Origin of the sequence: Coleofasciculus sp. F4-SAH-05 (assembly GCF_040222985.1) — a bacterium.
GTDB classification, from domain to species: domain Bacteria; phylum Cyanobacteriota; class Cyanobacteriia; order Cyanobacteriales; family Coleofasciculaceae; genus Coleofasciculus; species Coleofasciculus chthonoplastes.
The window spans coordinates 1-26,626 of record NZ_JAVKBY010000083.1 but is presented as its reverse complement, the minus strand read 5'-3'; the positions used below and the strand labels follow the sequence as shown (position 1 = coordinate 26,626).

The following is a 26,626-nucleotide window of genomic DNA, read 5'->3' as shown; positions in this document are numbered from 1 at the left end:
TTCATCTAAGTGACATCTGGTACTTTCGCTAACGCTTCCCGCACAACCTCAGAACCTGCACCCAAAATACAAGACTTTTCCGTTAAATGTCGCTTCCAAGCGCGACTCCCAGGTTGTCCGGAAAATAATTGCAGGATATGACGGGTTATTTTATTTAGCTTCAGTCCTTTTGCCACCCAATTATCAATATAATCTAACATCCCTTCCGCAACCTGATGGCGAGTAGGTGCTATACCTTCCTCCCCAAATATATGACAATCAGATTCAGCAAACAGATAGGGATTATCGTAAGCGGCGCGTCCAATCATGACCGCATCGACAAATTTTAATTGTTCCTCTACCTGTTCTAAACTGGTAAATCCGCCGTTAATCTCAATAAATAACTGGGGAAATTCTTGCTTGAGGCGATGCACATCACTATACCGTAAAGGGGGAACCGTGCGATTTTCCTTGGGACTTAATCCCTGTAACCACGCCTTCCGCGCATGGACACTAAAGTGTTGACATCCGGCTTCTGAGACAATACGGACAAAGTTTGCCATATCCTCATAGCGATCGCACTCATCTATCCCAATCCGATGCTTGACGGTAATCGGTATTGTAACCGCCTTTATCATCGCTTCCACTCCCCGCGCCACCCGTTCCGGTTGCGCCATCAGACAAGCACCGAAGTTCCCATTTTGCACGCGATCGCTCGGACATCCTACATTAAGATTAATCTGGTCATACCCCATCCCTTCAGCAATTCGGGCGCATTCGGCGAGTTCTAGGGGATTATCTCCCCCCACTTGCAGCACTAAGGGTTTCTCTTCGGCAGAAAAACCCAACAGGCGATCGCGATCGCCATGTATAATTGCTGCACTGGTCACCATCTCGGTATAGAGGAGAGTGCAGCGGCTAATCTGGCGCATAAAATACCGAAAATGACGATCAGTGCGATCCATCATCGGCGCAATACTTAAGGGATAAGTTCCCTGGATAGCGTGAGGTTGAGGTAGAACGACGGTATTGGAACTGACCATTGGATTGTAGAATTTGTCTGGATGCGATCGCGGTTTGTATCAGATCCAGACTAACAACTCAGAAACTTCCCAAACATCTAGCAGACAAGCCACTTGAGTGAATCCCAATCGTCAAATCTTTTAACGCTTATTCGACTTCACCCAATTACTTTTCCGTGGATGGATCAAGTTCCTCTGTCTGCTGAGTCAGTACCTGCTTCATAGCTTTCCAGTAGTTGAAATTGCCGCCGGATCAACCGCTGTATAGCAATAATCGCGGGATTGACTTCCACATAGCGACGCTGGGGATTTGCCAGATAGGTTTGCTGCTCACTTTCCATCATTTCAATATCTTGATTGAGAAATCGCATAAATACAAACCGTTCCAGTATGGTAGACAAGAGGGGGTCGAATAGCTGGCGGAACCATTGAGGTAGGGGAACCTTGAAAAAGAATAGGGCAAAGGAACGACTTTCCGTTAGTCCGATGGGAAGGCGCATCAGGTAGAGGTTGGAGACGCCTTCAAGGGAACTGTAATAATGGGGATAGCGATACTGTACCGATATCGTGCGCCGAGTCACTTGATCCGCGCGATCGCTTAATCCTAACCATTTCGCCATGCGCCCTTTATAAGAGACATCATACTCTGCACAGACTGTATTTTCAGTTTCCTGCAAACATTTGAGAACTGGATCAAACCATCCTTGCAGGTTTTGGTGCAAAAATCCATGAAAAACATCCATGGTATTTTCATTACAGATAGAAAAATGAGACTTCATCCTGGCACTCACGGGAACCATAAACCAGTCAGGATGGTCAAATTCTGGCATATCTGGCGGTTGGCTGGTTGTGGCTAGGGTAGGATCTCCAGGAAAGATCCAGATCAGCTTGTATTTTTCCTGAATCGGGTAAGTACGGATTTGAGCACAGGGTAGTTTCTGTTCCGGGGGAAAGTAGGGAATGCCTACACACTTTCCTGCACCATCAAACTGCCAGCCATGATAAGGACAGGCTAAATACTCATCTTGGACAATGCCTTTGTGCAGTTCTACCCCTTTGTGAGGACAAGCATTTTCTAACGCATGGAGTTGACCCGTGGGAGTCCGGTAAACAGCGATGGATTGTTGCCAAATCTTGACAGGCAAGATTTGACCGGGTTTGATTTGATTTGCCCAAGCCACTGAATACCAGTAGTTGGGGTTAATCCCTACTTCTCTAATCGCGTTTTGAACGTTTTGGCTAGTTAGCGTTGTTGCCAGTTCCATTCGGAGCCTCTGTTGTCGATTTATTTGACAATATGTAGCCTGGAATTTTTTATGCGTCAATTAGATCGTCTTATGTCATTTGTCATTCGTCCTTCGTCTACCCCTTGGCTCTCTGCTATAGTTGTCAAAATATTTAGGTATTTTAACTTATGTTACGTGATCCTCGGCTGTTAGTGCTGCTAGTCGCTGGCTCTCTCACCACCATGGCGGGGGGAGTGGTGGCGCCAATTTTGCCAGAGATGATCCAGCAACTTAACCTTGATCCGGCATTAGCAGGAAATTTGGTCAGCCTGCATTGTCTAACCATTGCCCTATTTAGTCCGCCATTAGGAATCGTGGCAGATCGGATTGGTCACTTGCGGGTGCTGATTCCGTCATTAATTCTCTACGCCTTATTTGGCACAGCCGGTGCCTTCATGCACTCACTGATGCCGTTGTTAGTCGTGCGGGGACTATTAGGTGCCGCCAGTGGCGGAATTGCGGCGGCGAGTTTGGGCATCTTGGGGAATATGTATCAAGGCGAAGCGCGATCGCAGGCGTTGGGATACGCAACCAGTACCCTAACTATTATGGGCATTGCTTTCCCCCTACTTGGGGGTTGGGTGGGTTCATTTCACTGGCAATGGGCATTTGGTCTGTATGGGATAGGACTACCTCTGGCAATCTTAGCCGCACGGTTCTTACCGGAAAAATCCTCCCCAAAAACCAAAGGAGAGGTTAAAGAGACTGGAAGTAAACTGCGTCATGTATTAGGACAATCCTACACCCTACGCCTCTTATGCACACTCAGTTTGGTATCCATTGCGATGTACGCAGTGGTTATTTATGCCCCACAATATCTCAAACAAACCATTGACGCCACAAGTGTGATTAATGGAATTGTTTTAGCATCACGGGCAATAGGCGCAGCTATTATATCAGCATTTGGCGCGAAAAGGCTTGCCCAGCGCTGGGGACGACCTACGACTGTTGCGATCGGGTTGGGTTTGATGGCGTTAACCTTAAGTACGATTCCCGTACTGCATCAACTCGGTTGGATTTTAGTTACGGCTGTCTTCTTTGGCGTAGGATTTGGTTTGGTACTCCCCACCCTTTACGGCACTCTGGCGAATCTAGCCCCCCCAGACCTGAAATCTAGTGTACTAGCCGCTGGGACAGGCGCGGGGTTTTTGGGACAGTTTATATCTCCGATCCTGTTAGGACCCGTGTTAGCGTTCTGCGGTTTAGCGTGGGTGTTCTATGCGGCGGCTATTGTGGCACTCTTGGCAGGAGTTTTACTATTTGCTCATCAGCAATAATTTATTGGTCATTAGTCATTAGTCATTACAGAATTCGGGAAAGGTCAAACTAACCATAAAAAGCCGAAACGCCCTATTTTTCCTTAAAACTCTTCCTTGTCTACTGGTCTACTTGTCCTCCAAGTCTAACCTGAACCCCCATCTTAAAAAACCTACCCTTGTGAGCACCGAGGCGGGAAGGGGGAAAAATCAAAGCCTCTCTCCTCGTAGGAGAGAGGTTTTCCACCTCCCGTGAAAAGTAAGGTCATTTGTAAGGGTTTGAGGTAAGTTTTACATAACTTAATATAGTTGAGTTTATTTCCACCAACCTACTTATCCTCCTACATTCAATCAAAGTAAGACATGTAGGCTTCCTTCTGATGTTATTAAACCCATTCCCACCCAAGTATCGCGTCCACTTTTTTTTTATGGCTTTACTCAAACTTTAAACTATCTGTAAATAATTAAAGATTTTGTGAAGTTGCAATCTGATGCCTATCTTATGTCTTGATGATTGGTTACTATGACAGAGGCATAAAAAATCTGAATATTTCCCGCACATAAAACCTAGTTCTTTAATTCCGCTAGAGTTAATGAACTATTCTTAACCAGGATTTACCCTTAAGGGTATATCGTGCATCAATCCCTAATTTATTTCCTCGGTAGCCTATTTTATTTCAACGGATTGAAAGATATACCCAAATGATGGCAATTGATGTAAATTCTAATCCTTTCAAAAACTTTAACCCATTTACACCCTCCATTCACAATACAACTAAAAATAATTATTTTAATGGGATTATTCCGAATTATTTTGTCAAGAAATCCAAGGATTTTAAGTTAATTGAAATTCAGTCTCAATATTGTCAGGATTCAATTTTCAATAATATTGATTTGAACGAGACTATACACTCACTCAAACAAAAAGGAATCTCCCGCAATCTTAACCTACCTGCACAAATTATCCAAGAAATTCGAGACTTAGCGCTGACAACGCCTTGCCATGAACCCAACAATACCCGATTCAGTTGTGATGTGTCGGAAAAAGAACAAGTCATGATGCAGAGGGAAAAACAATTGATTCGGGGAATTTACGACAATACTCTATTGTCATGTCCAACGATCAAGAAACTAGAAACTGATCCAACATTATTAGCAATTGCCGCCACATACCTCAACGCCGAACCGATTCACCACGACACTCAGCTATGGTGGAGTTTTGCTGTAGAATCAACTCTCTATGAGCGACGTCAAGAGGCTCAGAGGTTTTATCGAGCCACGAATAACCCGCGTAGCTTGACCTTTTACTTTTATTTAACGAATGTGGATTTGTGCAGTAATCCTCACGTTTGCGTGCTGGAGAGTCACCGGAAGAAAAAGCTTGGCTATCGATTTTTGAGTAAAGACTATTCACTCCAAGACATCAGTAAGTATTATGGCTATCACAATATAACCTCTATTTGCGGTAAAGCGGGTTTAGGATTTGTGGAAGATGCCCGTTGCTTTCGCAAAAAAAGCTCTCCCAGCAGTAACGATCGCTTAACCTTAGAACTCAAATTTGCCGCCAAGCCTCGTTCGATTTAAGTTTAGAGTTTTTCCGAAAGTCGGGGCGATTCCTGACTCAATTCGCCAGACATTAACTCTCGAAACTGATGCAAAACCCGATCCAAACCCACAGAACGTGAGGCTTTGAACAGTAAGCGATCGCCCGGTTGCACAAATTCAGTTAAATGCTGTACCAAGGCGTCATCCTGGGCAAAAGCTTTGCTGGGTAACGTTGAGATTCCCCTAGTAATGGCTTCGGCTTCTCTATCCTTAAGAGCAATCAATACGGCATCTAATTGAAGTTGCTGGGCTTTCTGTCCAACTTGCTGGTGAAGTTGTTCCGAATGGTCTCCTAATTCCTTCATTGATCCCAAAATAGCAATGTGTCGCTTACCCGGCGTCTGGGCGAGGAGATGTAACGCCGCGATCATGGCTTCAAATCCAGCATTATAGGTTTCATCGAGAATCACGATATTATTAGGCAACTCATAGCGTTGCGATCGCCCCCCAGACATCTGAACCGATAATCCTCTCCTCAAGGGTGTCCAATCAATCTGGAGATGTTTCGCCACGGCTAGGGCGGCTAAATAGTTGAGGGCATTATGTTCCCCCGGTAAAGGTAAGGGCAATGTGATATCATCTACCGCTAGCCTAAACAGGTCAATGAGTGTCCCCTGGATATCACCACCATTTAAGCCAAACGTCAACGTTTCCTCTTGCCAAACCGTAGCCGCCGTATCCATTAACCGTTGGTTATCATGATTGAGAATCGCCAAGCTTGTGTTCGGCATCTGCGCCAATAACTCACACTTTGCCTTTGCGATCGCATCCTCAGATCCTAACAATCCAATATGCGCCGTCCCCACATTCGTAATCACGCCAATCGTCGGACGGGCAATTTGGGTCAATAGGGCAATTTGCCCAGAACCCCGCATCGCCATTTCAATCACGGCATAATCATGATTGGAGTCTAATTCCAGCAATGTTTTTGGCACACCAATCTCATTATTGTAATTTGCCTGGGTTTTCAGGACATTGCCTTGAGTAGACAAAACCGCCGCGATTAATTCCTTCGTCGTCGTTTTTCCAGCAGAACCCGTAACCGCAATCACCGGAATATCAAACTGATCGCGCCACCATCGAGCAAGTTGCTGATATGCCTGTAGAGTATCATCGACTTGAAGCTGGGGTATATCCTGAAGATGGCGACCTTGGTCACGGTTAGTAATCACCGCGATCGCCCCTTTCTTAATCGCTACCTCAGCGTAGTCATGTCCATCAAAGGTTTCCCCCCGCAGTGCCAAAAAGATTTGACCCGGTTCCAGGTTACGGGTATCAGTGGTTATACCACAGACGCCGTTAACCGTCATCGGCGCTGACAGATTAACCGGAGTAGCCGCGAGGACTTCAACGAATTGGGTTAACGAAAGCTGACAAGGCATAATTCCAGGGTGGTGAATAGGTTATGGCTAGTTGTGGTGGTGGGAGTGGGCGAGCCACCTTTATCCCCTACCCGATTTCCGACTGTTTCAACAAGTCGGGGTCTAAATCGCGTTTTATTCTATATTCACCGAATCTTCACACTTTTGCGGCATTATTTTACAGTATGCTCCATACTTAGTTTAGTATGCTTGTATATAGAGATAATATAGTTTATTAGATTTAAGCAACTCTTGACCAAGCTCGTTTAGGCGGGGTAATTCATAAAATAGATCAGGGTTTTCGGTTGTTGAAATACAGGGCAAGTCAAATTTGAGCTTAGATCTGCCAAATTCCATTCAAATCAACCAGCCCACGACTTTTGCGCGTAGGGGGGTAAACTGAAGTGAATACTAGTACTTGGACAGACTCTGACATCAGACAAACTAGCTCACAAGAGCAGCAACTGTACGACCATATCCTGTATTGCGTACAGGTAGAATCTCCGACGCAGACGCTTGAACGCTTCAAACAGCTATTCATGGACGGCTCTCGATATCCAGAGCCGGAAATCTGGATGGTCTTGGAAAAGCTAGCAATGGATAAGCAGGCTGAGCAAGAGTTCAAGTTCATCCTGAATCGTTGCTGTCACATTCTGATTAACCGCTGGCAAATACAACCGCAACACCAAAGCGCCATCCCTGAATTGGTCGCATTACTGGATAATATTCCACCCGCAACCGGGGTTTACTCTCGCGGTTCTAGGCGTCTGCGACATCTGCTACAGCTTTTTAAAGAAACCGACCAATATCTTACCCTACATCGCTTATCTCAGGTGGTCGGTGAAACATCCAACAGTTCTCAAGAAGTCGGACCTCTAATTCAGCGATACCCTTATCTGTACGAACACTGTTTGCTGAGTGAAGATAGTAGTTACGAACATCGGCAAACCGTCCGGCAAATTCAATCCCGGCTCCAGCGGCGCTTTGAGGTAGATTTGTCACAGTACGTTACTTATCAGGTGCGATGCGCTCAAATGAAACGTCGGGACTCGAAAGAAGCCTCAACCAAAATTATCCAACCTGTCAAAAATCCCACCCTTTTAACGGATCATGAGTTGGGGACTGCCCTAAAACAGTTTGTTGGCAAAGTCCAAGGCTCTCATACGTGCCGGGATTTGGCTCAAAGTTTTCTAACTCATAGCAGCCAGACTCCTTGCTACAAAGACTTTAAGGACGATTTGTATGAGTATCTGACGGCTTCTATTGATTCAGCTTACGGAAAACGGCAGTTTAATAGTCGGTTGCATGAGCATCTGAAAAATACCTTACCTCAAAGTGATAATCAGAAACCCAGCGAATTTCTGATTTTGCGAACCTGTAGCCAATTATTAAATTTTCTGGTTGTTGAGAGTTCTGTTCGCCCTAAACATTTTGTTTTTGTCGATCTGATCACGAATTTAGGCGCAACGGTTACTACGGTGTTGCTACTCAAGATTGTATTGCTGTGTCGTAAAGTTAAGCCCTATTTGGAGAAGCGATTTTCCATTTTGTTTAATCATTACGAATCTTCAACTAGAGACGGTGTACCCTGGTTAATTAAGTCTCTGGAAAACTTAAATGTTGCGTTTAGTATTCATTTTGGTAGAGCTGACTTGTCCTGCCTGAATCAAATTATGTAATGAACAGGGAACAGGGAATAGGGAACAGGGAACAGAAGGTGAAGGATCAACACTCAACACTAAGTCCGGACGGGTTTTGTAGAAACGTTAACATCAGTAGCCAAGCCTAAAGTCCCTAAACCCGCCCCTACAAACCATGCCCTCGAAGGTCGGTCGTGAAGGGTCAACACTCAATTATCCGGCTATTGTAGAGGCTCATTGCCTTTTCGACGCCTTGCTTGAGGGAGAGTTCTATGGCGTCAACGGCGAGTGGAATGACTTCGGAGATGATCTTAGATTCTTCCGGAGAGAATTTGCCTAAAACGTGACCGACGGTGTTCTTGTCTGGCTCAGACTTGCCAATCCCAATGCGTAGGCGGGGGAAATTTTGTGTCCCCAGATGCGCGATCGCGGATTTCATGCCATTGTGTCCTCCCGCAGAACCCGACAGGCGTAGGCGTAGCCGCCCTACGGGTAAATCAAGTTCGTCATAGACGATCAAAACTGACTCTGGGGGCATTTTATACCAATCTATCGCGGCACGAATCGCTTGCCCAGAACGATTCATGTAGGTTAGGGGTTTGAGTAAACGTAGTTTGTCACCTGTTAAGCTACGTCCTTCCCCCAACAACGCTTGAAATCGACGATTTTCGCTCCAAGAAATTTGCACCCGACGGGCTAACTCATCGACGACTTCAAAACCAATGTTATGACGGGTTTTGTCATATTTGGGTTCGGGATTACCCAAACCTACAATTAGTTGAGGAATCACTAAACTGTCATTTGTCATTCGTCATTCGTCATTCGTCATTCGTCATTCGTCATTCGTCATTCGTCATTCGTTGATTGTTCATGGTTCATGGTTCATGGTTCATTGTTGATTGCAAATCTTCTCCCTCATCTTCAAGAGCTCCAAGAGCTTCAAGAGCTCTTGGAGCTCCCCCATCTCACTACTTCACTCAAGCCGGAGACTGAAATAGGGATTCTAGGTAGACACGAGCGCAAGCGCGATAGGTCTGGGATGCTTCATGGGTCTTACCACTTTCATTTTGGTTTTGGAGCAAAAACAGTGATAGCGCTGCGGCAAAAACCCGATCTTGATCCCAAGTGGGATGGGTTTCTAAGTAGCGCTTGAGGGACTCGTGTAGGTCTTCAGGGATTTCTGCCAAAATGCTTACGGTTGCGTTCATAGTTACCTCTGTATCAAATAGCGTGTTGGGACAAAAGCCACCTTGCTCGCTCTCTACATGTCTGTGGAAATCGGCTAATGTAGCTAAAACCTAGCGGCAAATAGACTTAGACACAGCACCCACTGCTCTTGTTGCTTTGAGATGTCTCAAGTTTTTTTATGGGTAGGTCGCACTATTCTCAACTGAGATGGGGTGGGGTTGTCAATGATACGAAATATTACAAGGTCACTCAAATCGGCAAAATGCTAACGATAGAATAAGCCTTTGAACTCGATTTTAGTTACATAAGTTTACACAAATTCAGTCTAGTATCGCCTCCATATCCTTGATGGGGAAAATCCCCAACATGAGGGGATAGGCTCGATCCCGCCGTTCATCCCTGTGGAAAACCTTATGTAATTTGTGGAAAACGTGGAAATTTTATGTGGAAACACTGGGGAATCTAGTGGGGAAAACTAGGTGAAAAGATAAGAATTGCAAATTGTTTGATCGGGGACGGATCAATACACGGATGAATACTACTCGGCTCAGCTTGAGGGCGTCGATCCAGTCCCCACAGTTGACACTCAAAAGAAGTAGAGACGTTGCATGCAACGTCTCTAGTTGCGGGTCTTGTTCCCCGTGCTTCCCCTGCTTCCCCGCACCTGTCTGGAATTGCCAGGGGTCAAGCCACAGAGTCAATGTTGAGGGAATGACCCAATACGCTAAAAACTTGGCGTTGCTCAAATAACTCCACTAAGTCGCCGTTAATTTTATTTTTGGTTGCTTCTTGGCGAAGGATTTTCAGTGCTGTTTCCAGGGGTAGCCGCCGCTTGTAGGGGCGATCGCTGGCGGTGAGGGCGTCATAGATATCGGCAACGGTGAGCATCTGGGTTTGGATGGGAATTTCATCTTGCTTTAAGCCTCTGGGGTAGCCACTGCCATCGAGTTTCTCGTGATGTCCATAGGCAATAATCGGAACGTCTTTGAGATGTTTTGTCCAGGGAATGCGTTGGAGAAAATGGTATGTGTGGGTAACATGAGACTCAATGCCCAGACGCTCTTCAGGGGTTAAATTTCCTTTTGGCACAAGCAATTGAACCATCTCTGCCTTGGAAATCAGGGGTTTGAGTTGACCATCTACATCTCGATAGGTGTATTGGGATAAAACAGTTAGTTGAGTTAATGTTTCCTCTGTAAATGCCTGAAAATCGCGAGTGAGCAGTACTTCTGGCTGATTAAGTTGTTGCACAAATTCCCGATAATGCTTGATTGTTTGAATGGCTTGAGCCAGTTGGGTATCAAGCTGTTCTAGTTTTTGGCAGTGAGGACAGCTCGAAGTTGAATTGTTATTGTCATGGCGATGGTCAGGATGTTCGAGTAAATACTTGAACTTGTTTTGAGCGCATTCCATTTCTAGAGTGCGCTGCGCTAGGGCAAAGCGATGGAGAATCACCTCTAGCTGTGAGGGATAGAGTTTCTTGCGCTTGCCCAAAATGGCTTCTGGGACTCCCACTTTGCCAAAGTCATGTAATAATGCCGCATAGCGAAGTTCTCGGATTTGGCGATCGTTCAAATACACGGAACTCAGAGAACCCTTGGTGATTGCCGACGTCTCTTCACAGAGTCGCACGGTGAGTTCTGCCACCCGTTCCGAGTGACCAGATGTTGTCGGGTCGCGTGTCTCAATAATTTGCACAGAGGCTCTGACAAAGCCCTCAAACAGATTTTCGATACTTTCTTGAAGATGATTGCGTTCAATGGAAATCGCCGCCTGAGACGCCAGCGATCGCACAATCCGCTCCTCCCATTCTGAATAGGGCTGGGTCACGTCCACAGCGTTTTGGGGTGTGAGCATGACATCAGGGCGGCGCTTGCGATTAATCAGTTGTAATACGCCAATAATTTCCCCGTCTGGTTTTTGCATCGGCAAAACTAATACCGAACAAGTCCGATAGGGCATATTCGTGTCAAAACTGCGTTCAAGGGCGTAAGGCACATTGGCGGGCAATTGATACGCATCTGCCAACTTTAAACTTTCACCCGTTAGCGCGACGTACCCCGCCAAACTTTTACGGTTGAGAGGCATTACGAACTCGTTGAATGGCTTGTTGGGTAGTGAGTCATTCTGTGCCACCTTAAATAACAATTTCGGCTCTGCCTGAGTGTGATCGATCAGATACAGACTACCTGCATCACTAAACGTAATTTCCCTGCTTTTGGATAAAATTAGTCTGAGTAATTCGTCCAAATCATTACTACTCGAAAGGGCTGTACCAATTGCCAGTAACTGCTCTATCAGTTCTACCCTCTCAGATGATTCTTGTAAAAATTCTTGATTCTCAAGGTTTGAGATCTGGATTGGCGCTACTTTCATAAGTTTTTCCACAGATATAAAGGATCACATCTTAAGGACTTGTCATGAGTTCAATTCTTTGACCAGCAAAGCATTGAAATACTCCTTTGATAGGGATAGATTCTTTTCTATTCAAATATTAAATTGAATGAAAGTATCAAAGATCTAGTATACCCACTAAATTTACCAAAGGAATCCGCCAAATATTGTATTTTTTCGATAAAGATGCGCTTCATTTTTCTCTGAATAAAGAAAATTTTACCTTGTTTTTGTATAGTGTCATTGGAGAATGGCATTGTTTTTTAGGCGTATTTTAAATTAATTGATAAAATTTTTTTCAAATTAAATTTGATTCTATTGTTTAAAGTGTTTAGGCAACGATTAAACCTCAATTAATTGACAAGACAATAAACATCATAGATCAATATTTTTATCCATTAAATGCTTATGTCGCTAACCTCCATAACTAGGCTATGGGCGGGGTCGTTGATGGCTCTGCATACTCAGTCATCGGCATCAATAAAATGCCGCTTAATACCCTTATTCAAGGGTTCTGGCAAAAACTCCGGACATTTAGGCGAAATTGTTAACCACCCTTGATATTAAGTCCGGTTGAATACTTACACTTTGGTGGAAACAAGGCAGAAGGGTTAAACCTGGCGTTTCGTCCGTTGACGGTGTGCCGCTTGGCGTAGTTTAAGGCGGTAAGGATCAGCATCTTTGCGCCAGATGACACGATGCCCTTGGAGTTGGGCGCAATGGTCGATTAGGCATTGTTGCCAGCCTTGGCGCGTACCGATAGTTTGGGTATTATCCAGCAGTCCCCAGTCTTCTTCCTGACGAGTGAGTTTGGCAAATTTTTCGTACAGGGGATAATCTGGAGTGACGAAGGTTTCTTTACGGTGTAAGATGGGGGGATTTTTGGAGGCATCGTAATGGCGATAGGTAACCTGTAAATCCTGCAAGTCAATGTTCATGCTTGTGTGTAGTTCTGGATGGGGTTCAGTGTCGAAATTGGGATAGAACAGGTAGGATATTTTGGGTTGATTAATATGAAACTTGACTAAGGTTGCCCCCTCTAGACGACCAACAGTACGGCTGGCGCACCCTTCGTAGAGTCGGAGTGGGGCTTCGAGGGCTTCGAGGGCACAAACGTGGACGTAGAGGGCGCTGGGGAGAAGTTTACCCACTGGAGAGCGCTTGCAGCAATTGGCAATTAAGCCGGGATTGCCCACACTCAAGAGGATTAAATCAGCCGCAGCACAGGCTTGTTGATAGTTACCAAAGAAGGCTCTAATATCATTTTGGACTAAGGGATGTAACTGACCGAACTTGGGACGACCATTGAATTTAGCTAGGGCGAGATAGACGAGGAAATCATGGCGACGTTTATCTGCGATCGCATCCCATTCATTTTGCTCAGTCACTTGTAAAATAACCTTAAAGGCACGGCGTAGGGTGCCGAATTCTTCCAGGATTTCTTCGGTATTGGCGAGTTCTAGGGGACTGGGAAGGCGTCCCCGTTCGGTGATAAATGCCATCAGAGGGGCAAGCATATCTTTATAGCTCTCGAACCGCTTCACGCTAACGCGGATTCTGGGGGTAATGGTACGAGAACGGAAGCGGGATGCCCGGAAGCTTTCGGCTTGAGTGGAATCTCGGAAGATAAAATAGATGCCTAAGTCAACGGGAATAGCATCAACCCCTAATACTTGGTCAATGTAGGCTTTGAGTTCTTCTTGTTCGTAGTATTTCTGAAACGTATTCCGGCGGGTGACAATACCATCACCATAAGCAATTTGCCCAGAACTACGGTCATCAATTAAAACTTGGGCAGAGACAATCAGCACCTTTTGGGTGAGTTCCCAGGCTTTTAGTAAGGCTTGGCGACGTTCTCCTGGCTTTTCAATCACGTTGATTACGTAGCCCAGGTTAACGATATCAGCGGGGACGAGGGAATTGCCGCCATGGTAGTAGGGGTCCCAACCTGCACAGGTATAACCTTGCTGACGCATACGGTTGATGTCACTACCACGACCACAGCCGTAGTCGAAAAAGGAAGTATCTTTAGTCAGAATGGCACTTTCTAGGGCTAGTCGCACTGGCTTAGACAAGTTAGTGCGGACTATTGCAGCCCTGTGACGCTCGATTTCAGTACCGTCTGGGATAGGAGCAACCATAGCTGAGTCAGCGAGCTTTTTGACTAATATACTAGGAAATTTAAGTGAGCGCTACTCTTGATGATCACAAAACAGAGATGCGATCGCGTTTCCTGGTTTTTCGGTAAACTCAAAGGTATTCCGCCCCTCATCATCACCCAGCTATGACCACAGTGACGATTGTTTGAGTTAGCGGACGTTTAAAATAAATGTGACGAATCAAACGTTAATGACAAATAACAAATGACAAATGACGAATGACAAATGACAAATGACGAATGACGAATGACGAATGACGAATGACAAATGACAAATGACAAATGACCAATGCCACGCATCTTTGACAACATAGAACAATCGCTGTTACCGACATTACGGGATACCCTGAGAATTTCCCAACGGGCTGATTTTTGTGTCGGCTATTTTAATCTGAGAGGATGGCGTAAAATTGATGATACGATTGAACAGTTTGGTGGTGGTGAAGGTGCTTGTTGCCGGCTGTTAGTTGGGATGCAGCGCTTACCGAAAGATGATGTGCATTCGGCGTTGGCGTTGGGGTATGAAGATAGAGGGATTGATAATAGCACGATTATTATTTACAAGAAACAAATTGCCCAAGACTTTTGTGAACAATTAACCTGGGGCGCACCCACGAATGAGGATGAAGCAGGTTTGCGCCGATTGAGTCAGCAACTTAAAACTCAGAAACTGAGTGTTAAATTATTTCTGAGATATCCGCTTCATGCCAAATTGTATCTGATTCATCGCCAGGATATCAATAATCCCACGATTGGCTTTTTGGGTAGCAGTAATCTGACATTATCGGGGCTACAATACCAGGGCGAGTTAAATGTTGATATTTTAGACCATGATGCTTGTCAGAAGCTACAACTCTGGTTCAATCAGCGCTGGAATGACCGCTGGTGTATTGATATTTCCCAGGATTTGGCGGAAATTATTGATCAGAGTTGGGCAAGGGATAAACTGATTCCGCCTTACTATATTTATTTGAAAATTGCCTATCATTTATCTCAGGAAGCCCGGGCGGGATTATCGGAATATCAGATTCCGCGTGAGTTTCGCCATCAGTTATTTTACTTTCAAAAAGCTGCTGTACAAATTGCTGCCCGTCATTTAAATCGTCGCGGTGGCGTATTGGTGGGAGATGTTGTCGGGTTGGGAAAAACGTTAATTGCTTCGGCGTTAGCGAAGATTTTGGAGGAGGATTTTTTCCTGGAAACTCTGATTATCTGTCCCAAAAACTTGGTGACAATGTGGCAGGACTATGTTCACCGCTACGGGTTACGGGCAAAGGTTTTGTCCTTAAGTCGGGTACAGATAGAGTTACCCAATGAACGCCGTTATCGGGTGGTATTAATTGATGAGAGTCATAATTTGCGAAATCGGGAGGGGAAACGTTATCGGGCAATTCAGGAGTATATGGCGCTGAATGAGAGTCGTTGTATTCTGTTGACGGCGACGCCTTATAATAAAACTTATTTGGATTTATCGAATCAACTGCGTTTATTTGTTCCTGATGATCAAGATTTAGGGATTCGTCCGGAAAAACTGTTGAGTGAGTTGGGCGGAGAAATCGAATTTAGCCGTAAACATCAAGCCCCCGTGCGTTCATTGGCGGCGTTTGAAAAGAGTGAGTATCCGGATGATTGGCGAGAATTGATGCGGCTGTATATGGTGCGTCGAACGCGCAGTTTTATTCAGGAAAATTATACGGAAGATGATGAACGAGGGCGCAAATATCTCAGGTTTCCGGATGGGAGACGGGCATATTTTCCCCTGCGCCAACCCCAGACGATTCGGTTTAGTTTGGGTGCGGGGAATGAGCCTTATGCGGCGCTTTATTCAGAGGAGATGGTTAATCTGTTGAATTCCTTAAATTTGCCTCGATATGGGTTGGGGAATTACGCGATATCAGAAAAGTCAGCCAAGGAGAAATCCTTAACCGCAGCGGAAGCGGTACAGCTTAAAGGGTTATCTCGCGCCGGGAAACGATTGATGGGATTTTGTCGGACTAACTTATTTAAGCGCTTAGAAAGTGGTGGGGTAGCCTTCCTGCAATCCATTGACCGCCATATCTTACGCAATTATATTTTCTTGCACGCGATCGCACAAGGCTTACCGTTACCCATTGGTTCCCAAGCGGCGGCGCTGCTGGATACTCGCACCAATGATGAGGATATGGATTCGGTGGCGGGAATGCTGTTAGATTCTGATGAGGAGGAAGAAGTCACCGGGGAAGAGTTATTATCTCAAACCGAGATAGACTATCGCCAACGGGCGGCGCTAATTTATCATGACTATGCGACTCGGTATCAGGGGCGGTTTAAGTGGTTGCGTTCTCAGTTATTTAAGGCGTCGCTGAAAAAAGATTTACTGGCTGATGCGAAAGCCTTAATCAGTCTGCTGAATCAATGTGGGGAATGGGATGCAAATCAAGATACTAAATTGGCGGCGTTAGTTCAGCTACTCACTCAGGTTCATCCCCAAGAAAAGGTATTGATTTTTAGTCAGTTTGCGGATACGGTACATTATCTGACTAACCAACTCCAGCAACGGGGAATTAATCAGGTTGCAGGCGTAACTGGGAATTCTATTAACCCGGCTGAAATCGCGTGGCGTTTTAGTCCTCTGAGTAACGATAAGTCTGTCTCCTCTGAAGAGGAATTACGGGTTTTAATTGCCACCGATGTCCTGAGTGAAGGGTTAAATTTACAAGACTGTGCCATTATTGTCAATTATGACTTACCTTGGGCAATTATTCGCCTGATTCAACGGGCGGGACGAGTAGACAGAATTGGTCAAAATGCGGCTAAGATTCTTTGCTATTCGTTTTTACCCGCAGCGGGAGTGGAACGGATTATTCGACTCCGAGAACGCTTGCGTCAACGATTGCAAGAAAATGCGGAAGTGGTGGGGACAGATGAGGCGTTTTTTGAAGAGGATGGCAATGAACAGACGCTATTAGATTTGTATCACGAAAAAGCGGGAATTCTGGATGGCGATGAAGATAACGAAGTAGATTTAACGTCGGAAGCCTATCAAATTTGGCAGAATGCGACTCAGAATAATCCCACGTTGAAAAAGCAGATTGAAACCTTGGCAAATGTGGTCTATTCCACCCGCAAGCATCTCCCCACGACTAGGCAACCGGAGGGGGTATTGCTGTATATGAAAACGGGGGAAGGTAATGATGCTTTAGCTTGGATAAATAAGCAGGGTAAAAGTGTTACCCAGTCTCAGTTTGAGATTCTGCGGATGGCGCGTTGCGAACCAGAAAATCAGGCAATTAACCGTCATCCTGACCATCATAATTTAGTGCAAAAGGGGGCGGAGTTAATTGCGGAGGAGGAGAAAAGTACGGGGGGTCAATTGGGTCGTCCTTCGGGGGCAAGATTTCGTACCTATACACGGCTGAAACGTTATGTGAAAGAGATGCCTTTGTTAGCCACGCCAGATTTACATAAAGCAATTGACCAAGTTTATCGTTATCCCTTGCGACAGTCAGCGATTGACCGCTTGAATCGGTCATTAAAAAGTGGGATGGATGACTCGGCATTTGCTGAGTTAGTCGTGGCGCTGTATTTAGATGACCGTTTGTGTTTTGTTCAGGAGGAAGGGAGAACTCAAGACCCGGAAATTATTTGTTCGTTAGGATTATTTCAAGGATAAAATAGGAAATCATGATGACATCACTCACTATTCCAGAAACCCAGTTAACCCTCGCCGAGTTTTTGGCACAACCGGAAACCAAGCCAGCCAGGGAATATGTCAACGGTCAAATTCACCAAAAGCCCATGCCTCAAGGAGAACATAGTGTTTTACAAGGTAGTTTAGTCACTGCCATTAATCAAGTAGCGATACCCGATAAGTTAGCCTATGCCTTTCCGGAATTACGCTGTACCTTCGGTGGACGTTCTATTGTTCCCGATGTATCCGTTTTTACCTGGGAGCGTATTCCACGTAAAGCCAATAACCGGATTGAGAATAAATTTAAAATTGCCCCAGATTGGACAATTGAAATTCTCTCTCCTGACCAATCCCCTAGTCGGGTGATTGATAATATCCTGTTCTGTTTAAATCATGGAACAAAGCTGGGGTGGTTTATTGAACCGGATGATGAATCGGTTATGGTATTTCAACCGAATCAGTTACCTGTTGTCAAGTATGAGGCAGATAGTTTACCCATTCTGGATAATTTAGGCGATTGGCAGCTTACGGTGGCAGATGTATTTAGTTGGTTGAATTTAGAGTAAAATTGCGTAGGGGCGCACCGACGTGCGCCCAGATAATAGGTAACTTTGAGTTGAATGGTACTGACGGAAGGCTGGTGGGCAGTGCCCACCCTACTACAGAAGCTATAGAAATGCGGTGATAATATGGTTCAAACAATTCAAGCTAGAGATGTCACGTTAGAACAATTAGAAACCCACTTCCAGCTTCAGCGAGTTGAGGATGAACAGTTCTTCCCAGAATGGCATGGTGATTTACCTGAACTTACCGACTGGCAAAACCAACTTTTAGAACAAGTTCGTTCGGGCTATTTCAATTTACTCAAACAACCCCCCCTACTGGAAAAACCTATCAACCTCGCCGTTGTCTCCCCGTTATTATTTATCGGACAATTTTATCTATCGCCTTGGAATTTAAGAGCCGAGAGCAGTGTCCAAATCTCAACTCAAGACGAAGAACGCGGAATTATGGTTAAAGGGAATCTTGACACCTTGGTTCTCAAGGACAGACTTTGGGTGATGGTGATTGAATCCAAGCAAGCTCATTTCTCTGTAGAAGCTGGATTAGCGCAAATTCTCGCCTATATGCTAGGAAACCCTAATTCAGCGCAACCGAGTTTCGGGATGATTACGACTGGGGGAAGTTTTCTTTTCCTGAAAGTTGTCAAAGATACTACCCCTCTGTATGCTATGTCTGATTTGTTTGGAATTGGCAATCGCCAAAATGGTTTGGGTGATGTCCTCAGAATCTTAAATAAACTGATTCATCTATCTATTTCTGCTAATTTGGAATAGATAGTGGTACATCATCCGTGTCAACTTAAGGTGAAACCAATACTGGCAATGGTTTAAGCTGTGTCTATCTACTCCTCGACATTTTTCCCCTCATCCCCTAACCCCTTCTCCCCAGAGAGGGAGAAGGGGAACTGCCCTCACCCCTCACCTGACAGGTGTAGGTTTTTTATTTTAGGGTGGGGACAAGACAAGGAGGGCAAGGAGGACAAGGAAAGAAAGAAGACAATGGGGTAAAACCGTACAGAATTAGGTTCGGTCAAGCTAACTATAAAAAGCCGAAACGCCCTATTTTTCGTTCTCAATCTTCCTTATCTACTGGTCTACTTGTCTTCCAAGTCTTACCTAAACCCCAATCTTAAAAAACCTCCCCTCTCCCCGGTGTGGGAGAGGGGCTGGGGGAGAGGGGTTAAGCTTAAGTTGACATCAACACCAATGACGGAGCGTGCGCCCCTACGAACCTGTATCCTGAATTTTAGGAGATACGACTTATGCCCCTCAATTTTAAGCGCACCCGCGATTTACTCTATGATTTCCAGTTTCATGAGTTGTTTATTGAAGAATTAGGCTGGTATCAACCCTCCACGAAGAAAGCGGTATCTTTGGAGATTGAGGAGAAAATCTATCAGTATCAACGAATTGCGGAAGCCTCTGGGGTGGTTGTGTTTGAAGTAACCGGAGACGATGGCAAAATTCCGGAAGCGAAACATCGGGTGGCGATTCATAAAGAACTGACAGAAAAAATTGCGGAAAATTTGTTGATTTTTGTGGATAAAGAGCGCAGTCGTAGTCTTTGGTATTGGGTGAAGCGGGAGGAGTCTAAGCGTTATGTGCGTGACCATTTATATGTGAAGGGTCAACCGGGGGATTTGTTTTTAAGTAAGTTGGGTGGGTTGGTGATTGATATTTCTCACCTGGAAGATGGTGAACCGTCGGTAATTGAAGTCGCTCAACGGTTACAAAGTGCTTTTGATATTGAGCGGGTGACGAAGAAGTTTTATCATGAGTTTCAGGAACAACATCAGGAGTTCCTTAGGTTTATCCAAGGGATTGATAGTGAAGCAGATTCTCGCTGGTATACGTCGGTTATTCTGAATCGCTTAATGTTTGTTTACTTCTTGCAGAAGAAAGGGTTTATTGATAATGAAGATGGCGATTATCTGCACCATAAGTTAGCGGAGAGTAAACAACGGGGAGAGAACCGCTTTTTTCGAGAGTTTCTCCAGGCGTTATTTTTTGAAGGCTTTGCTAAACCGGAATTTGAACGGGAACCAGAGGTGCAAGGGTTAATTGGGCGGGTAAACTATTTGAATGGGGGATTATTTCTTCAGCATCGGATTGAGCAAGAGTATCCGCATATTGATATCGCGGATGAGGCGTTTGAGCAGATTTTGGATTTGTTTTCTCGCTATTCCTGGAATCTGGATGATACGCCAGGGGGTAAGGATGATGAGATTAACCCAGATGTGTTGGGGTATATCTTTGAGAAGTATATTAACCAGAAGGCGTTTGGGGCGTATTATACCCGCCCGGAGATTACCGAGTATTTATGCGATCGCACGATTAATAAGCTTATTCTAGATCGGGTGAATGCGACTATTCTAGGGGATTCCTCCCCATCTGTCTCCAACCCAGGAGAAGGGTTTACGGATATCAACGAACTCCTGATTAAGCTTGACTCCCCGTTGTGCGATCGCTTAATCCAGGATATCCTTCCTAATCTATCACTCCTTGACCCGGCTTGCGGTTCTGGAGCCTTCCTTGTTGCGGCGATGAAGACGCTTATCTCAGTCTACACGGCGGTTATCGGCACAATCAAGTTAAAAGGCGATCGGCGCCTTAAAGCGTGGTTAAATAAGATTGAGGCAAATCATCCCTCATTATCTTATTTTGTCAAAAAGCGGATTATTACCGATAACCTCTATGGCGTAGACATCATGGAGGAGGCGACAGAAATTGCTAAATTACGGTTATTTTTGGCGCTGGTTTCTTCCGCCCAGGAGGTTGAGGAGTTAGAACCCTTACCGAATATTGATTTTAACATCATGGTGGGGAATTCGTTAATCGGCTTGATTCGGGTGGATGAGGAAGGATTTGATACCGTTGGCGACTCCAAATATAAACAGGGTAATTTACTACAATCTCTAGCCGCCAGTAGTTATCGGCAGATTTTGGACGAAAAGAACCAAAATATAGATTTATACAAAAAACACGCTTTTCAGTCAGAGGATATTGAAGGAACCTCTCAGGATTATCGATTACAAGCGCTGCGGAATGAGATTGAGAAGCTAAACCGTGATTCGTACACGAAGTTAAATCAGTTATTGCTGGATGAGTTTAGTACGAAGTTGGGGATTAAGTATGAACAGGCGCAGTTGAAAGGGAAAGCTAAGAAGCGGGTATTGACGATTGAGGATATTAAAGCACTGAAGCCGTTTCACTGGGGCTATCACTTTGACCAGATTATTGAAGAGAGAGGCGGATTTGATGCGATTATCACTAATCCACCGTGGGAAGTATTTAAACCAAATGCCAGAGAGTTTTTTGTTCAACATAATGAACTGGTCAAAAAGAGCAAAATGGATATTAAGCAATTCGAGAAGGCTAAGAGTAAACTCCTGGAAAATCCTGAAATTGCCGCAGCTTGGTTAGACTATCAGAGTCAGTTTCCTTATGTCAGTGCCTACTATCGCTCATCCGAACAGTATAAAAATCAGATTTCTATTGTAAATGGCAGAAAATCTGGGACTGATATTAATCTCTATAAGCTTTTTCTAGAACAGTGCTTTAATTTGCTACATTCTGGAGGATGTTGTGGTATTATTTTGCCAACAGGAATTTATACAGACCTCGGCGCAAAGCAACTGAGGGAAATGCTGTTCACCCAGTCTGAATTAGGCGCTTTATTTGGATTATCCAATGAAAGATTTGTGTTTGAAGGTGTAGACCACCGATTCAAGTTTTGTCTACTTGATTTTGAAAAAGGCAGTAAGACTGATTCATTTGGTGCAGCTTTCCGGATTAATCCACGAGAGGCGATTAAACCTGAAAAATTAAATATTTTCCTAAATGATAAGGATGAACATATTAAAATTTCAGTCTCACTAATCCGCCAATTATCCCCTGATTCTCTGTCGGTGATGGAGTTTAAGAATGATACCGATATTCGTATTGCCCAAAAGATGAGTAAGTTTCCCTTACTGGGAGAAAAAATTCCAGGGAAGTGGAATCTGAAATTAACTCGTGAGTTTGATATGACGAATGATAGTCATTTATTCAATCCGCAACCAGCAGCAGGGAGATTACCGCTCTATGAAGGAAAAATGATTCATCAATTTACCCACCAATATGCTGAACCGAGATATTGGATAGATGAAGAGGAAGCTAGGGTGAAACTCTTAGGACGTGGGAAAGAAGAAAAAGAACAAAATTTAGATTATCAAAATTACCGTCTAGGATTTAGAACAATAGGCAGAGCCAGTGATATCAGAACACTGATAGTTAGTCTAATACATCAGAACGCCTTTTGTGGAAATTCTATCTTAGTGTCGTCAACTAAAGATTCAGAATTGGATAAATTATCCAATTCTGAACTGCTGGCGGCTTTAACCATCTTCAATTCTTTTGCACTTGACTTTTACATTCGTCAGATGGTTTCAGCAAATATCAATATGTTCTATATCTACCAACTCCCCATCCCCCGCCTCACAGAAGGAGAACCCTACTTCAACGAAATTGTCGAACACGCCGCCAAACTCATCTGCACCACTCCAGAATTCGATGATTTAGCCCAAGAAGTCGGACTCGGTTCCCATAAAAACGGCGTCACCGACGAAACCGAACGCGCCAAACTTCGCGCTGAACTTGATGGCATGATTGCCCACCTCTATAACTTAACCGAAGCCGAATTTAAACACATTCTCAGCACTTTTCCCATCGTTCCCGAAGAAACCAAACAAGCCGCCCTAGACGCCTATAAAGCCTTCACCCCCCTAACCAGTGACGCAGAAATTATTGACCTCATCAACCAAGGCGAAAGCACCGAATTAGAATTCAAATCATCCTCCCGTTGGGATATGCGGGAAAATAATAAAAATAAGGCGATGGAACAGGTTATCCTCAAAACCGTTGCCGCTTTCTTAAACACCCATCACGGTGGAACATTATTAATCGGCGTCAACGATGAAGGTAAAGTGATTGGCTTAAACCACGACTACCAAACCTTACAAAAGAAAAACCGCGACGGCTATGAACTCTTTTTAACCAACGACTTGCTGCTAAAAGAACTCGGTAAAGACATCGCCCCCTACATTCATATCACTTTCCACGAAATCGAGGGTAAAGACGTTTGTCGGATTAGCCTTGACCCCTCCCCGCGTCCCGTCTATGTTAAACTCAAAGACGCTAAAAGCGGTCAAACCAAAGAATGTCTATTTATCCGCACGGGCAATTTAACTAGCCAACTCGATACGCCTAGTGAGATTCTCAATTATTGCCAAAATCGCTGGAATTCTAGCAGTAGACACATCGATTAGGACAAACGAACAGTTGTTCCAGACGCGCCATGGCGCGTCTCTACATAATGATGTGTCTCTACATAATGATGTGTCCTAACCGCTATGGCGGTTGCTATACATGGAAAAGGGCGCAAGCCTTGCGCCCCTACAATACAATATGATCTCTATTTTCCAAACAACGAACAGTCACCGCCTTGTCTCAAATCCGCTCAACCCTTCCGGTTCTTCATACTCCACCGCCACATCTTTCACCACAGCAGCAGAAGGACCCTTATGACACCAATTAATCATTTCCTCAACTCCTGATTTATTTCCTTCAAATACCGCTTCTACTCGACCATCTGGCATATTTCGCACCCAACCAGTTACACCCCATCGATGGGCTTCACTGACGGTTGAAAAACGATAGCCAACGCCTTGAACTTGTCCAGAAATGAAAGCGTGGGCACGGATTTGTTGCTGTGATTGATTCGGCATTTTATTTTAACTTCGGTTGAATACTTACAGAAAAACAAGGCATAAGGTAAGCTATTCGGCATTTAAACCTTAACGTCAATAATGGCAAAATCCTTGTATGTAGTGCGAGCATCTTGCTCGCTACTAATACCAAGTGAGCTAGGGCGGGTTTTGTTGTTCAGTTATTTCACCAATAGCTGACTGTAGTTCCTAAACCCGCCCCTACAATTGTGACTAAACCCGCTCCTACAATTTACCTATTATTTATAAATTTAACATTTATCCTTTGCTTTTGTTCAGCTTTGTTGTAATTCTTCCTGAAGAATTCGCTGATATATTCCTGGCAAGTATCGAGTCATCGAATTCGTTTCAATACCATAACCCAGACTTGTCCAAGTTCCCGACAATCGTCGCAATACTTGATCCACTTTACCTTGGCGCAATTGTTGGGAAATATCCATTCCCCACGCTTGATTATCACTCAACCAAGCATAAACGACTGCATCCTGATATTGTGGCTCAAAGCTATAGTTATTCCACCACAATAATTGCCAAGGCTGAGGATGATAGCGTTTAGCTTTGTCATACCAAGTCGTGTTAATAAATTGATATCGTCCGGCGGCGGTGGTACAATTACCAACATTGGGACCTGCGACAATCGGCACACAGCGGTTAGGATGATCACTCAAATCCCAAACATGCTCTCCTCCATACAATACCGAATAAGGTTGAGACACATTTGCCTCACTTGCGGAAATTGTTCGCATCAGCGCCCGAATATAAGGATCACCGCCTCGCATGACTAACGGTTGAGTCCCCTTTTCACCTCTGGGATTATTAAAACTCCATTCCCCTCGTTGATATCCTTCACGCAGTTCGAGGAATAGAATCATTAAAATAAGGATATTAATCCACTGAATTAGACGTTTCATAACCCATGGCTATAAAATTCGATCCCATAGACTGTAGAGACGCGCCATGGCGCGTCTCTACAGTTAGATTAGACAACATTAGCGAATAGTTCTTGCCAACTGCGATCGCTCGCTTCTTTTTGGGCAATCACTTCTACAATCTTATTACGCGCCTCGTCCTGAAATAGCGCCTCGACGCAAACCTGTGCCACTTTCGTGCGGGGAATACTCCCATCAAACAGTGTATCTGCTGATGACATTACCACAGAATCAGGCGTATCTTCGTTTTTCAGCCCCCCAGGTCGGACAATGGTATAGGTTAAGCCACTTTTCTGGAGGTACTCCTCAGCCTGCTTTTTCCAAACCAAAATTAACCAAAACAGATTCAAGGGATGGAGTAGTTGAGAGACGCAAAGTGAGGAAACCATGACAAAATGCTCAACGCCCTTAGCTTTGGCAATATCGATCAGGTTCTTTGTCCCCTCATAATCCACTTGGTAGGGTTCTAGGGGATTGAAGCTGGGTGTAGCACCTGTGGCACAAAAAACTACCGTGCTATCTCCCACAGCAGCGCTGAGACTCTCAGGCTTCAATACATCCCCAACGACTAACTCGGCTTCAGGGGGCAAAATTTCCTGCCCTTTCTCCAAGTTACGCACCAAAGCGCGGACGGGGATATTGCGTTTGACCAGTTCATTGACGATTCGGCGTCCTGTTTGACCTGTCGCTCCGGCGACCAATGCTTTCATCTAGAAATTTCCTTCAACAGTGAGAGTTGACGGCAAGATACACAAGTTATGCTGTAAAGAGCCAGTATTTTTTGATTCGATTCCTTAACATTCTCTTTTCAATTCTATAAATTATCAATGAAGTTTTACCAGATGTGCAGATTTATACCGTAAATTCGTGAAGATGAAAGAGAGAATGAACAATCGCCAGTGGGCATCCTAGCAATAGGCACCAACCCTAACTGACACCGTGGAGCAATTATGCAGTCCCAATTCCTTAACCAGCAACCCATCACAATCGAGCCAGTGCATCTAGATACCCAATCGACTTTTACCGAGCCTGAGAGGGACGAGTCCCAATCATGCCAATTAGCACCTGAGTTGACTCAGTTTTACGGTCACTTCCAAAATGGTGTAGAGATGTATGCCGAACCGGAACGAGTAACGGCTCATCTGGATACTCACCAAGAGTGGTTTTGTGACTGCGCCCAGCCGATGAAGGCTGAACCGATTGGAGCCAATGGTTATGCTTTAACGATTGGGCGTTTTGGGTCATTCGGCTATGAAGTTGAGCCAAAAATCGGGCTAGAACTACTCCCGCGCCAGGATGGGATCTATAAGATTCAGACGATCCCCGTCCCCGGTTACAATCCTCCTGGCTATGAGGTTGACTTTCAGGCAACTCAAGGGTTTGTGCCGATTCCAACTCACGAGTATTTTTCTGAGCAACAGCTTGAGGGACTAGACCTTCCTCCCACGATTACCCTTATCCAGTGGGAGCTTGATTTAAGCGTTGGTGTACGGTTTCCTAAGTTTATCCAGAAGTTACCCCAGTCTTTGATTCAGACTACAGGCGATCGCCTGTTGCGGCAAATCGTCCGCCAAGTGTCTCGCCGCTTGAGTCACAAGGTACAGCAAGACTTTCACAATCGGATGAATATTGCGATCCCAAAAAAATTAAAGCGACGCTGATGTGATTTGTCATTTGTCATTTGTCATTTGTCATTTGTCATTTGTCATTTGTCATTTGTCATTTGTCATTTGTCATTTGTCATTTGTCATTTGTCATTTGTCATTTGTCATTTGTCATTTGTCATTTGTCATTTGTCATTTGTCATTCG

Annotated in this window: 19 protein-coding genes; 8 read left to right on the top strand and 11 right to left on the bottom strand. The window is 44.7% G+C overall.

Features of this window, described 5'->3' with window-relative positions; translation table 11 throughout:
- Nucleotides 1-5: 5 nt before the first annotated feature.
- Both dusA and RIG27_RS10095 read right to left on the bottom strand, forming a co-directional pair.
- Nucleotides 6-1,022: a tRNA dihydrouridine(20/20a) synthase DusA gene (gene dusA / locus RIG27_RS10100; RefSeq protein WP_446344782.1), complete on the bottom strand. Its 1,017-nt coding sequence runs from the start codon at nt 1,020-1,022 to the stop codon at nt 6-8.
- A 164-nt stretch (nt 1,023-1,186) separates the two neighbouring features.
- Complete coding sequence (locus RIG27_RS10095) at nt 1,187-2,266, bottom strand: aromatic ring-hydroxylating dioxygenase subunit alpha (RefSeq protein ID WP_446344780.1); 1,080 nt, start codon at nt 2,264-2,266, stop codon at nt 1,187-1,189.
- Nucleotides 2,267-2,415: 149 nt separating this feature from the next.
- Between RIG27_RS10095 and RIG27_RS10090 the strand changes: the two genes are divergently transcribed.
- Both RIG27_RS10090 and RIG27_RS10085 read left to right on the top strand, forming a co-directional pair.
- Nucleotides 2,416-3,564 (top strand): MFS transporter, encoded by a 1,149-nt coding sequence (locus tag RIG27_RS10090; protein WP_446344778.1) that lies wholly within the window; start codon nt 2,416-2,418, stop codon nt 3,562-3,564.
- Between the two features lie 681 nt (nt 3,565-4,245).
- Nucleotides 4,246-5,127 (top strand): hypothetical protein, encoded by an 882-nt coding sequence (locus RIG27_RS10085; protein ID WP_446344776.1) that lies wholly within the window; start codon nt 4,246-4,248, stop codon nt 5,125-5,127.
- Nucleotides 5,128-5,129: 2 nt separating this feature from the next.
- Here the strand turns inward: RIG27_RS10085 and RIG27_RS10080 are convergent, their stop codons facing one another.
- Entirely contained in the window at nt 5,130-6,530 is a 1,401-nt protein-coding gene (locus tag RIG27_RS10080) for a UDP-N-acetylmuramoyl-tripeptide--D-alanyl-D-alanine ligase (RefSeq protein WP_446344774.1), read from the bottom strand.
- 383 nt (nt 6,531-6,913) lie between these two features.
- Here RIG27_RS10080 and RIG27_RS10075 point away from each other — a divergent pair, with 383 nt between their 5' ends.
- Nucleotides 6,914-8,188 (top strand): hypothetical protein, encoded by a 1,275-nt coding sequence (locus tag RIG27_RS10075; protein ID WP_446344772.1) that lies wholly within the window; start codon nt 6,914-6,916, stop codon nt 8,186-8,188.
- Between the two features lie 163 nt (nt 8,189-8,351).
- On the opposite strand, the gene pth is transcribed toward RIG27_RS10075, so the two are convergent.
- From pth to RIG27_RS10050, 5 genes are all read right to left on the bottom strand, one after another.
- Nucleotides 8,352-8,957: an aminoacyl-tRNA hydrolase gene (gene pth / locus RIG27_RS10070; protein ID WP_446343260.1), complete on the bottom strand. Its 606-nt coding sequence runs from the start codon at nt 8,955-8,957 to the stop codon at nt 8,352-8,354.
- 169 nt (nt 8,958-9,126) lie between these two features.
- Entirely contained in the window at nt 9,127-9,357 is a 231-nt protein-coding gene (locus RIG27_RS10065) for a DUF2811 domain-containing protein (protein ID WP_446342984.1), read from the bottom strand.
- Nucleotides 9,358-10,021: 664 nt separating this feature from the next.
- Nucleotides 10,022-11,713: an HD domain-containing phosphohydrolase gene (locus RIG27_RS10060; RefSeq protein ID WP_446344769.1), complete on the bottom strand. Its 1,692-nt coding sequence runs from the start codon at nt 11,711-11,713 to the stop codon at nt 10,022-10,024.
- A 629-nt stretch (nt 11,714-12,342) separates the two neighbouring features.
- A complete protein-coding gene (locus RIG27_RS10055) occupies nt 12,343-13,872 on the bottom strand; it encodes a DNA phosphorothioation-associated putative methyltransferase (RefSeq protein WP_446344767.1) in 1,530 nt (509 codons plus the stop codon).
- Between the two features lie 179 nt (nt 13,873-14,051).
- Nucleotides 14,052-14,201 carry a hypothetical protein gene (locus tag RIG27_RS10050; RefSeq protein WP_446344765.1) on the bottom strand — a complete coding sequence of 50 codons (150 nt, stop codon included), beginning with the start codon at nt 14,199-14,201 and terminating at the stop codon, nt 14,052-14,054.
- Here RIG27_RS10050 and RIG27_RS10045 point away from each other — a divergent pair.
- The 4 genes from RIG27_RS10045 (at nt 14,179) to RIG27_RS10030 (ending at nt 23,428) form a co-directional block, all read left to right on the top strand.
- The gene (locus RIG27_RS10045; RefSeq protein ID WP_446344763.1) at nt 14,179-17,541 is read left to right on the top strand and encodes a helicase-related protein; all 3,363 of its coding nucleotides are present in this window, start codon (nt 14,179-14,181) and stop codon (nt 17,539-17,541) included. The two genes, RIG27_RS10050 and RIG27_RS10045, sit on opposite strands and share 23 nt — an antisense overlap.
- A 14-nt stretch (nt 17,542-17,555) precedes the next feature.
- Nucleotides 17,556-18,125: a Uma2 family endonuclease gene (locus tag RIG27_RS10040; RefSeq protein WP_446344812.1), complete on the top strand. Its 570-nt coding sequence runs from the start codon at nt 17,556-17,558 to the stop codon at nt 18,123-18,125.
- A gap of 123 nt (nt 18,126-18,248) precedes the next feature.
- A complete protein-coding gene (locus tag RIG27_RS10035; RefSeq protein ID WP_446342992.1) occupies nt 18,249-18,896 on the top strand; it encodes a restriction endonuclease subunit R in 648 nt (215 codons plus the stop codon).
- A gap of 488 nt (nt 18,897-19,384) precedes the next feature.
- Nucleotides 19,385-23,428, top strand: coding sequence for an Eco57I restriction-modification methylase domain-containing protein (locus tag RIG27_RS10030; RefSeq protein ID WP_446344761.1), 4,044 nt, complete (start codon nt 19,385-19,387; stop codon nt 23,426-23,428).
- Between the two features lie 168 nt (nt 23,429-23,596).
- On the opposite strand, the gene RIG27_RS10025 is transcribed toward RIG27_RS10030, so the two are convergent.
- The 3 genes from RIG27_RS10025 to RIG27_RS10015 form a co-directional block, all read right to left on the bottom strand.
- The gene (locus tag RIG27_RS10025; protein ID WP_446344759.1) at nt 23,597-23,887 is read right to left on the bottom strand and encodes an acylphosphatase; all 291 of its coding nucleotides are present in this window, start codon (nt 23,885-23,887) and stop codon (nt 23,597-23,599) included.
- A 275-nt stretch (nt 23,888-24,162) separates the two neighbouring features.
- Nucleotides 24,163-24,798 (bottom strand): glycoside hydrolase family 24 protein, encoded by a 636-nt coding sequence (locus tag RIG27_RS10020; RefSeq protein ID WP_446344757.1) that lies wholly within the window; start codon nt 24,796-24,798, stop codon nt 24,163-24,165.
- 68 nt (nt 24,799-24,866) lie between these two features.
- Entirely contained in the window at nt 24,867-25,526 is a 660-nt protein-coding gene (locus RIG27_RS10015; RefSeq protein ID WP_446344755.1) for an SDR family oxidoreductase, read from the bottom strand.
- A 240-nt stretch (nt 25,527-25,766) separates the two neighbouring features.
- Between RIG27_RS10015 and RIG27_RS10010 the strand changes: the two genes are divergently transcribed.
- Complete coding sequence (locus RIG27_RS10010; RefSeq protein WP_446344753.1) at nt 25,767-26,477, top strand: DUF1997 domain-containing protein; 711 nt, start codon at nt 25,767-25,769, stop codon at nt 26,475-26,477.
- Nucleotides 26,478-26,626 lie beyond the last annotated feature (149 nt).

What these genes read in the sequence shown, in the direction of transcription:
- RIG27_RS10050 (WP_446344765.1), bottom strand. Translation starts at nt 14,201, where the DNA reads ATGTTGTCAAAGATGCGTGGCATTGGTCATTTGTCATTTGTCATTTGT.
- RIG27_RS10085 (WP_446344776.1), top strand. Translation starts at nt 4,246, where the DNA reads ATGATGGCAATTGATGTAAATTCTAATCCTTTCAAAAACTTTAACCCA.
- RIG27_RS10055 (WP_446344767.1), bottom strand. Translation starts at nt 13,872, where the DNA reads ATGGTTGCTCCTATCCCAGACGGTACTGAAATCGAGCGTCACAGGGCT.
- RIG27_RS10025 (WP_446344759.1), bottom strand. Translation starts at nt 23,887, where the DNA reads ATGCCGAATCAATCACAGCAACAAATCCGTGCCCACGCTTTCATTTCT.
- pth (WP_446343260.1), bottom strand. Translation starts at nt 8,957, where the DNA reads ATGACAAATGACAGTTTAGTGATTCCTCAACTAATTGTAGGTTTGGGT.
- RIG27_RS10020 (WP_446344757.1), bottom strand. Translation starts at nt 24,798, where the DNA reads ATGAAACGTCTAATTCAGTGGATTAATATCCTTATTTTAATGATTCTA.
- RIG27_RS10035 (WP_446342992.1), top strand. Translation starts at nt 18,249, where the DNA reads ATGGTTCAAACAATTCAAGCTAGAGATGTCACGTTAGAACAATTAGAA.
- RIG27_RS10010 (WP_446344753.1), top strand. Translation starts at nt 25,767, where the DNA reads ATGCAGTCCCAATTCCTTAACCAGCAACCCATCACAATCGAGCCAGTG.
- RIG27_RS10015 (WP_446344755.1), bottom strand. Translation starts at nt 25,526, where the DNA reads ATGAAAGCATTGGTCGCCGGAGCGACAGGTCAAACAGGACGCCGAATC.
- RIG27_RS10060 (WP_446344769.1), bottom strand. Translation starts at nt 11,713, where the DNA reads ATGAAAGTAGCGCCAATCCAGATCTCAAACCTTGAGAATCAAGAATTT.
- RIG27_RS10045 (WP_446344763.1), top strand. Translation starts at nt 14,179, where the DNA reads ATGCCACGCATCTTTGACAACATAGAACAATCGCTGTTACCGACATTA.
- dusA (WP_446344782.1), bottom strand. Translation starts at nt 1,022, where the DNA reads ATGGTCAGTTCCAATACCGTCGTTCTACCTCAACCTCACGCTATCCAG.
- RIG27_RS10095 (WP_446344780.1), bottom strand. Translation starts at nt 2,266, where the DNA reads ATGGAACTGGCAACAACGCTAACTAGCCAAAACGTTCAAAACGCGATT.
- RIG27_RS10080 (WP_446344774.1), bottom strand. Translation starts at nt 6,530, where the DNA reads ATGCCTTGTCAGCTTTCGTTAACCCAATTCGTTGAAGTCCTCGCGGCT.
- RIG27_RS10065 (WP_446342984.1), bottom strand. Translation starts at nt 9,357, where the DNA reads ATGAACGCAACCGTAAGCATTTTGGCAGAAATCCCTGAAGACCTACAC.
- RIG27_RS10030 (WP_446344761.1), top strand. Translation starts at nt 19,385, where the DNA reads ATGCCCCTCAATTTTAAGCGCACCCGCGATTTACTCTATGATTTCCAG.
- RIG27_RS10040 (WP_446344812.1), top strand. Translation starts at nt 17,556, where the DNA reads ATGACATCACTCACTATTCCAGAAACCCAGTTAACCCTCGCCGAGTTT.
- RIG27_RS10090 (WP_446344778.1), top strand. Translation starts at nt 2,416, where the DNA reads ATGTTACGTGATCCTCGGCTGTTAGTGCTGCTAGTCGCTGGCTCTCTC.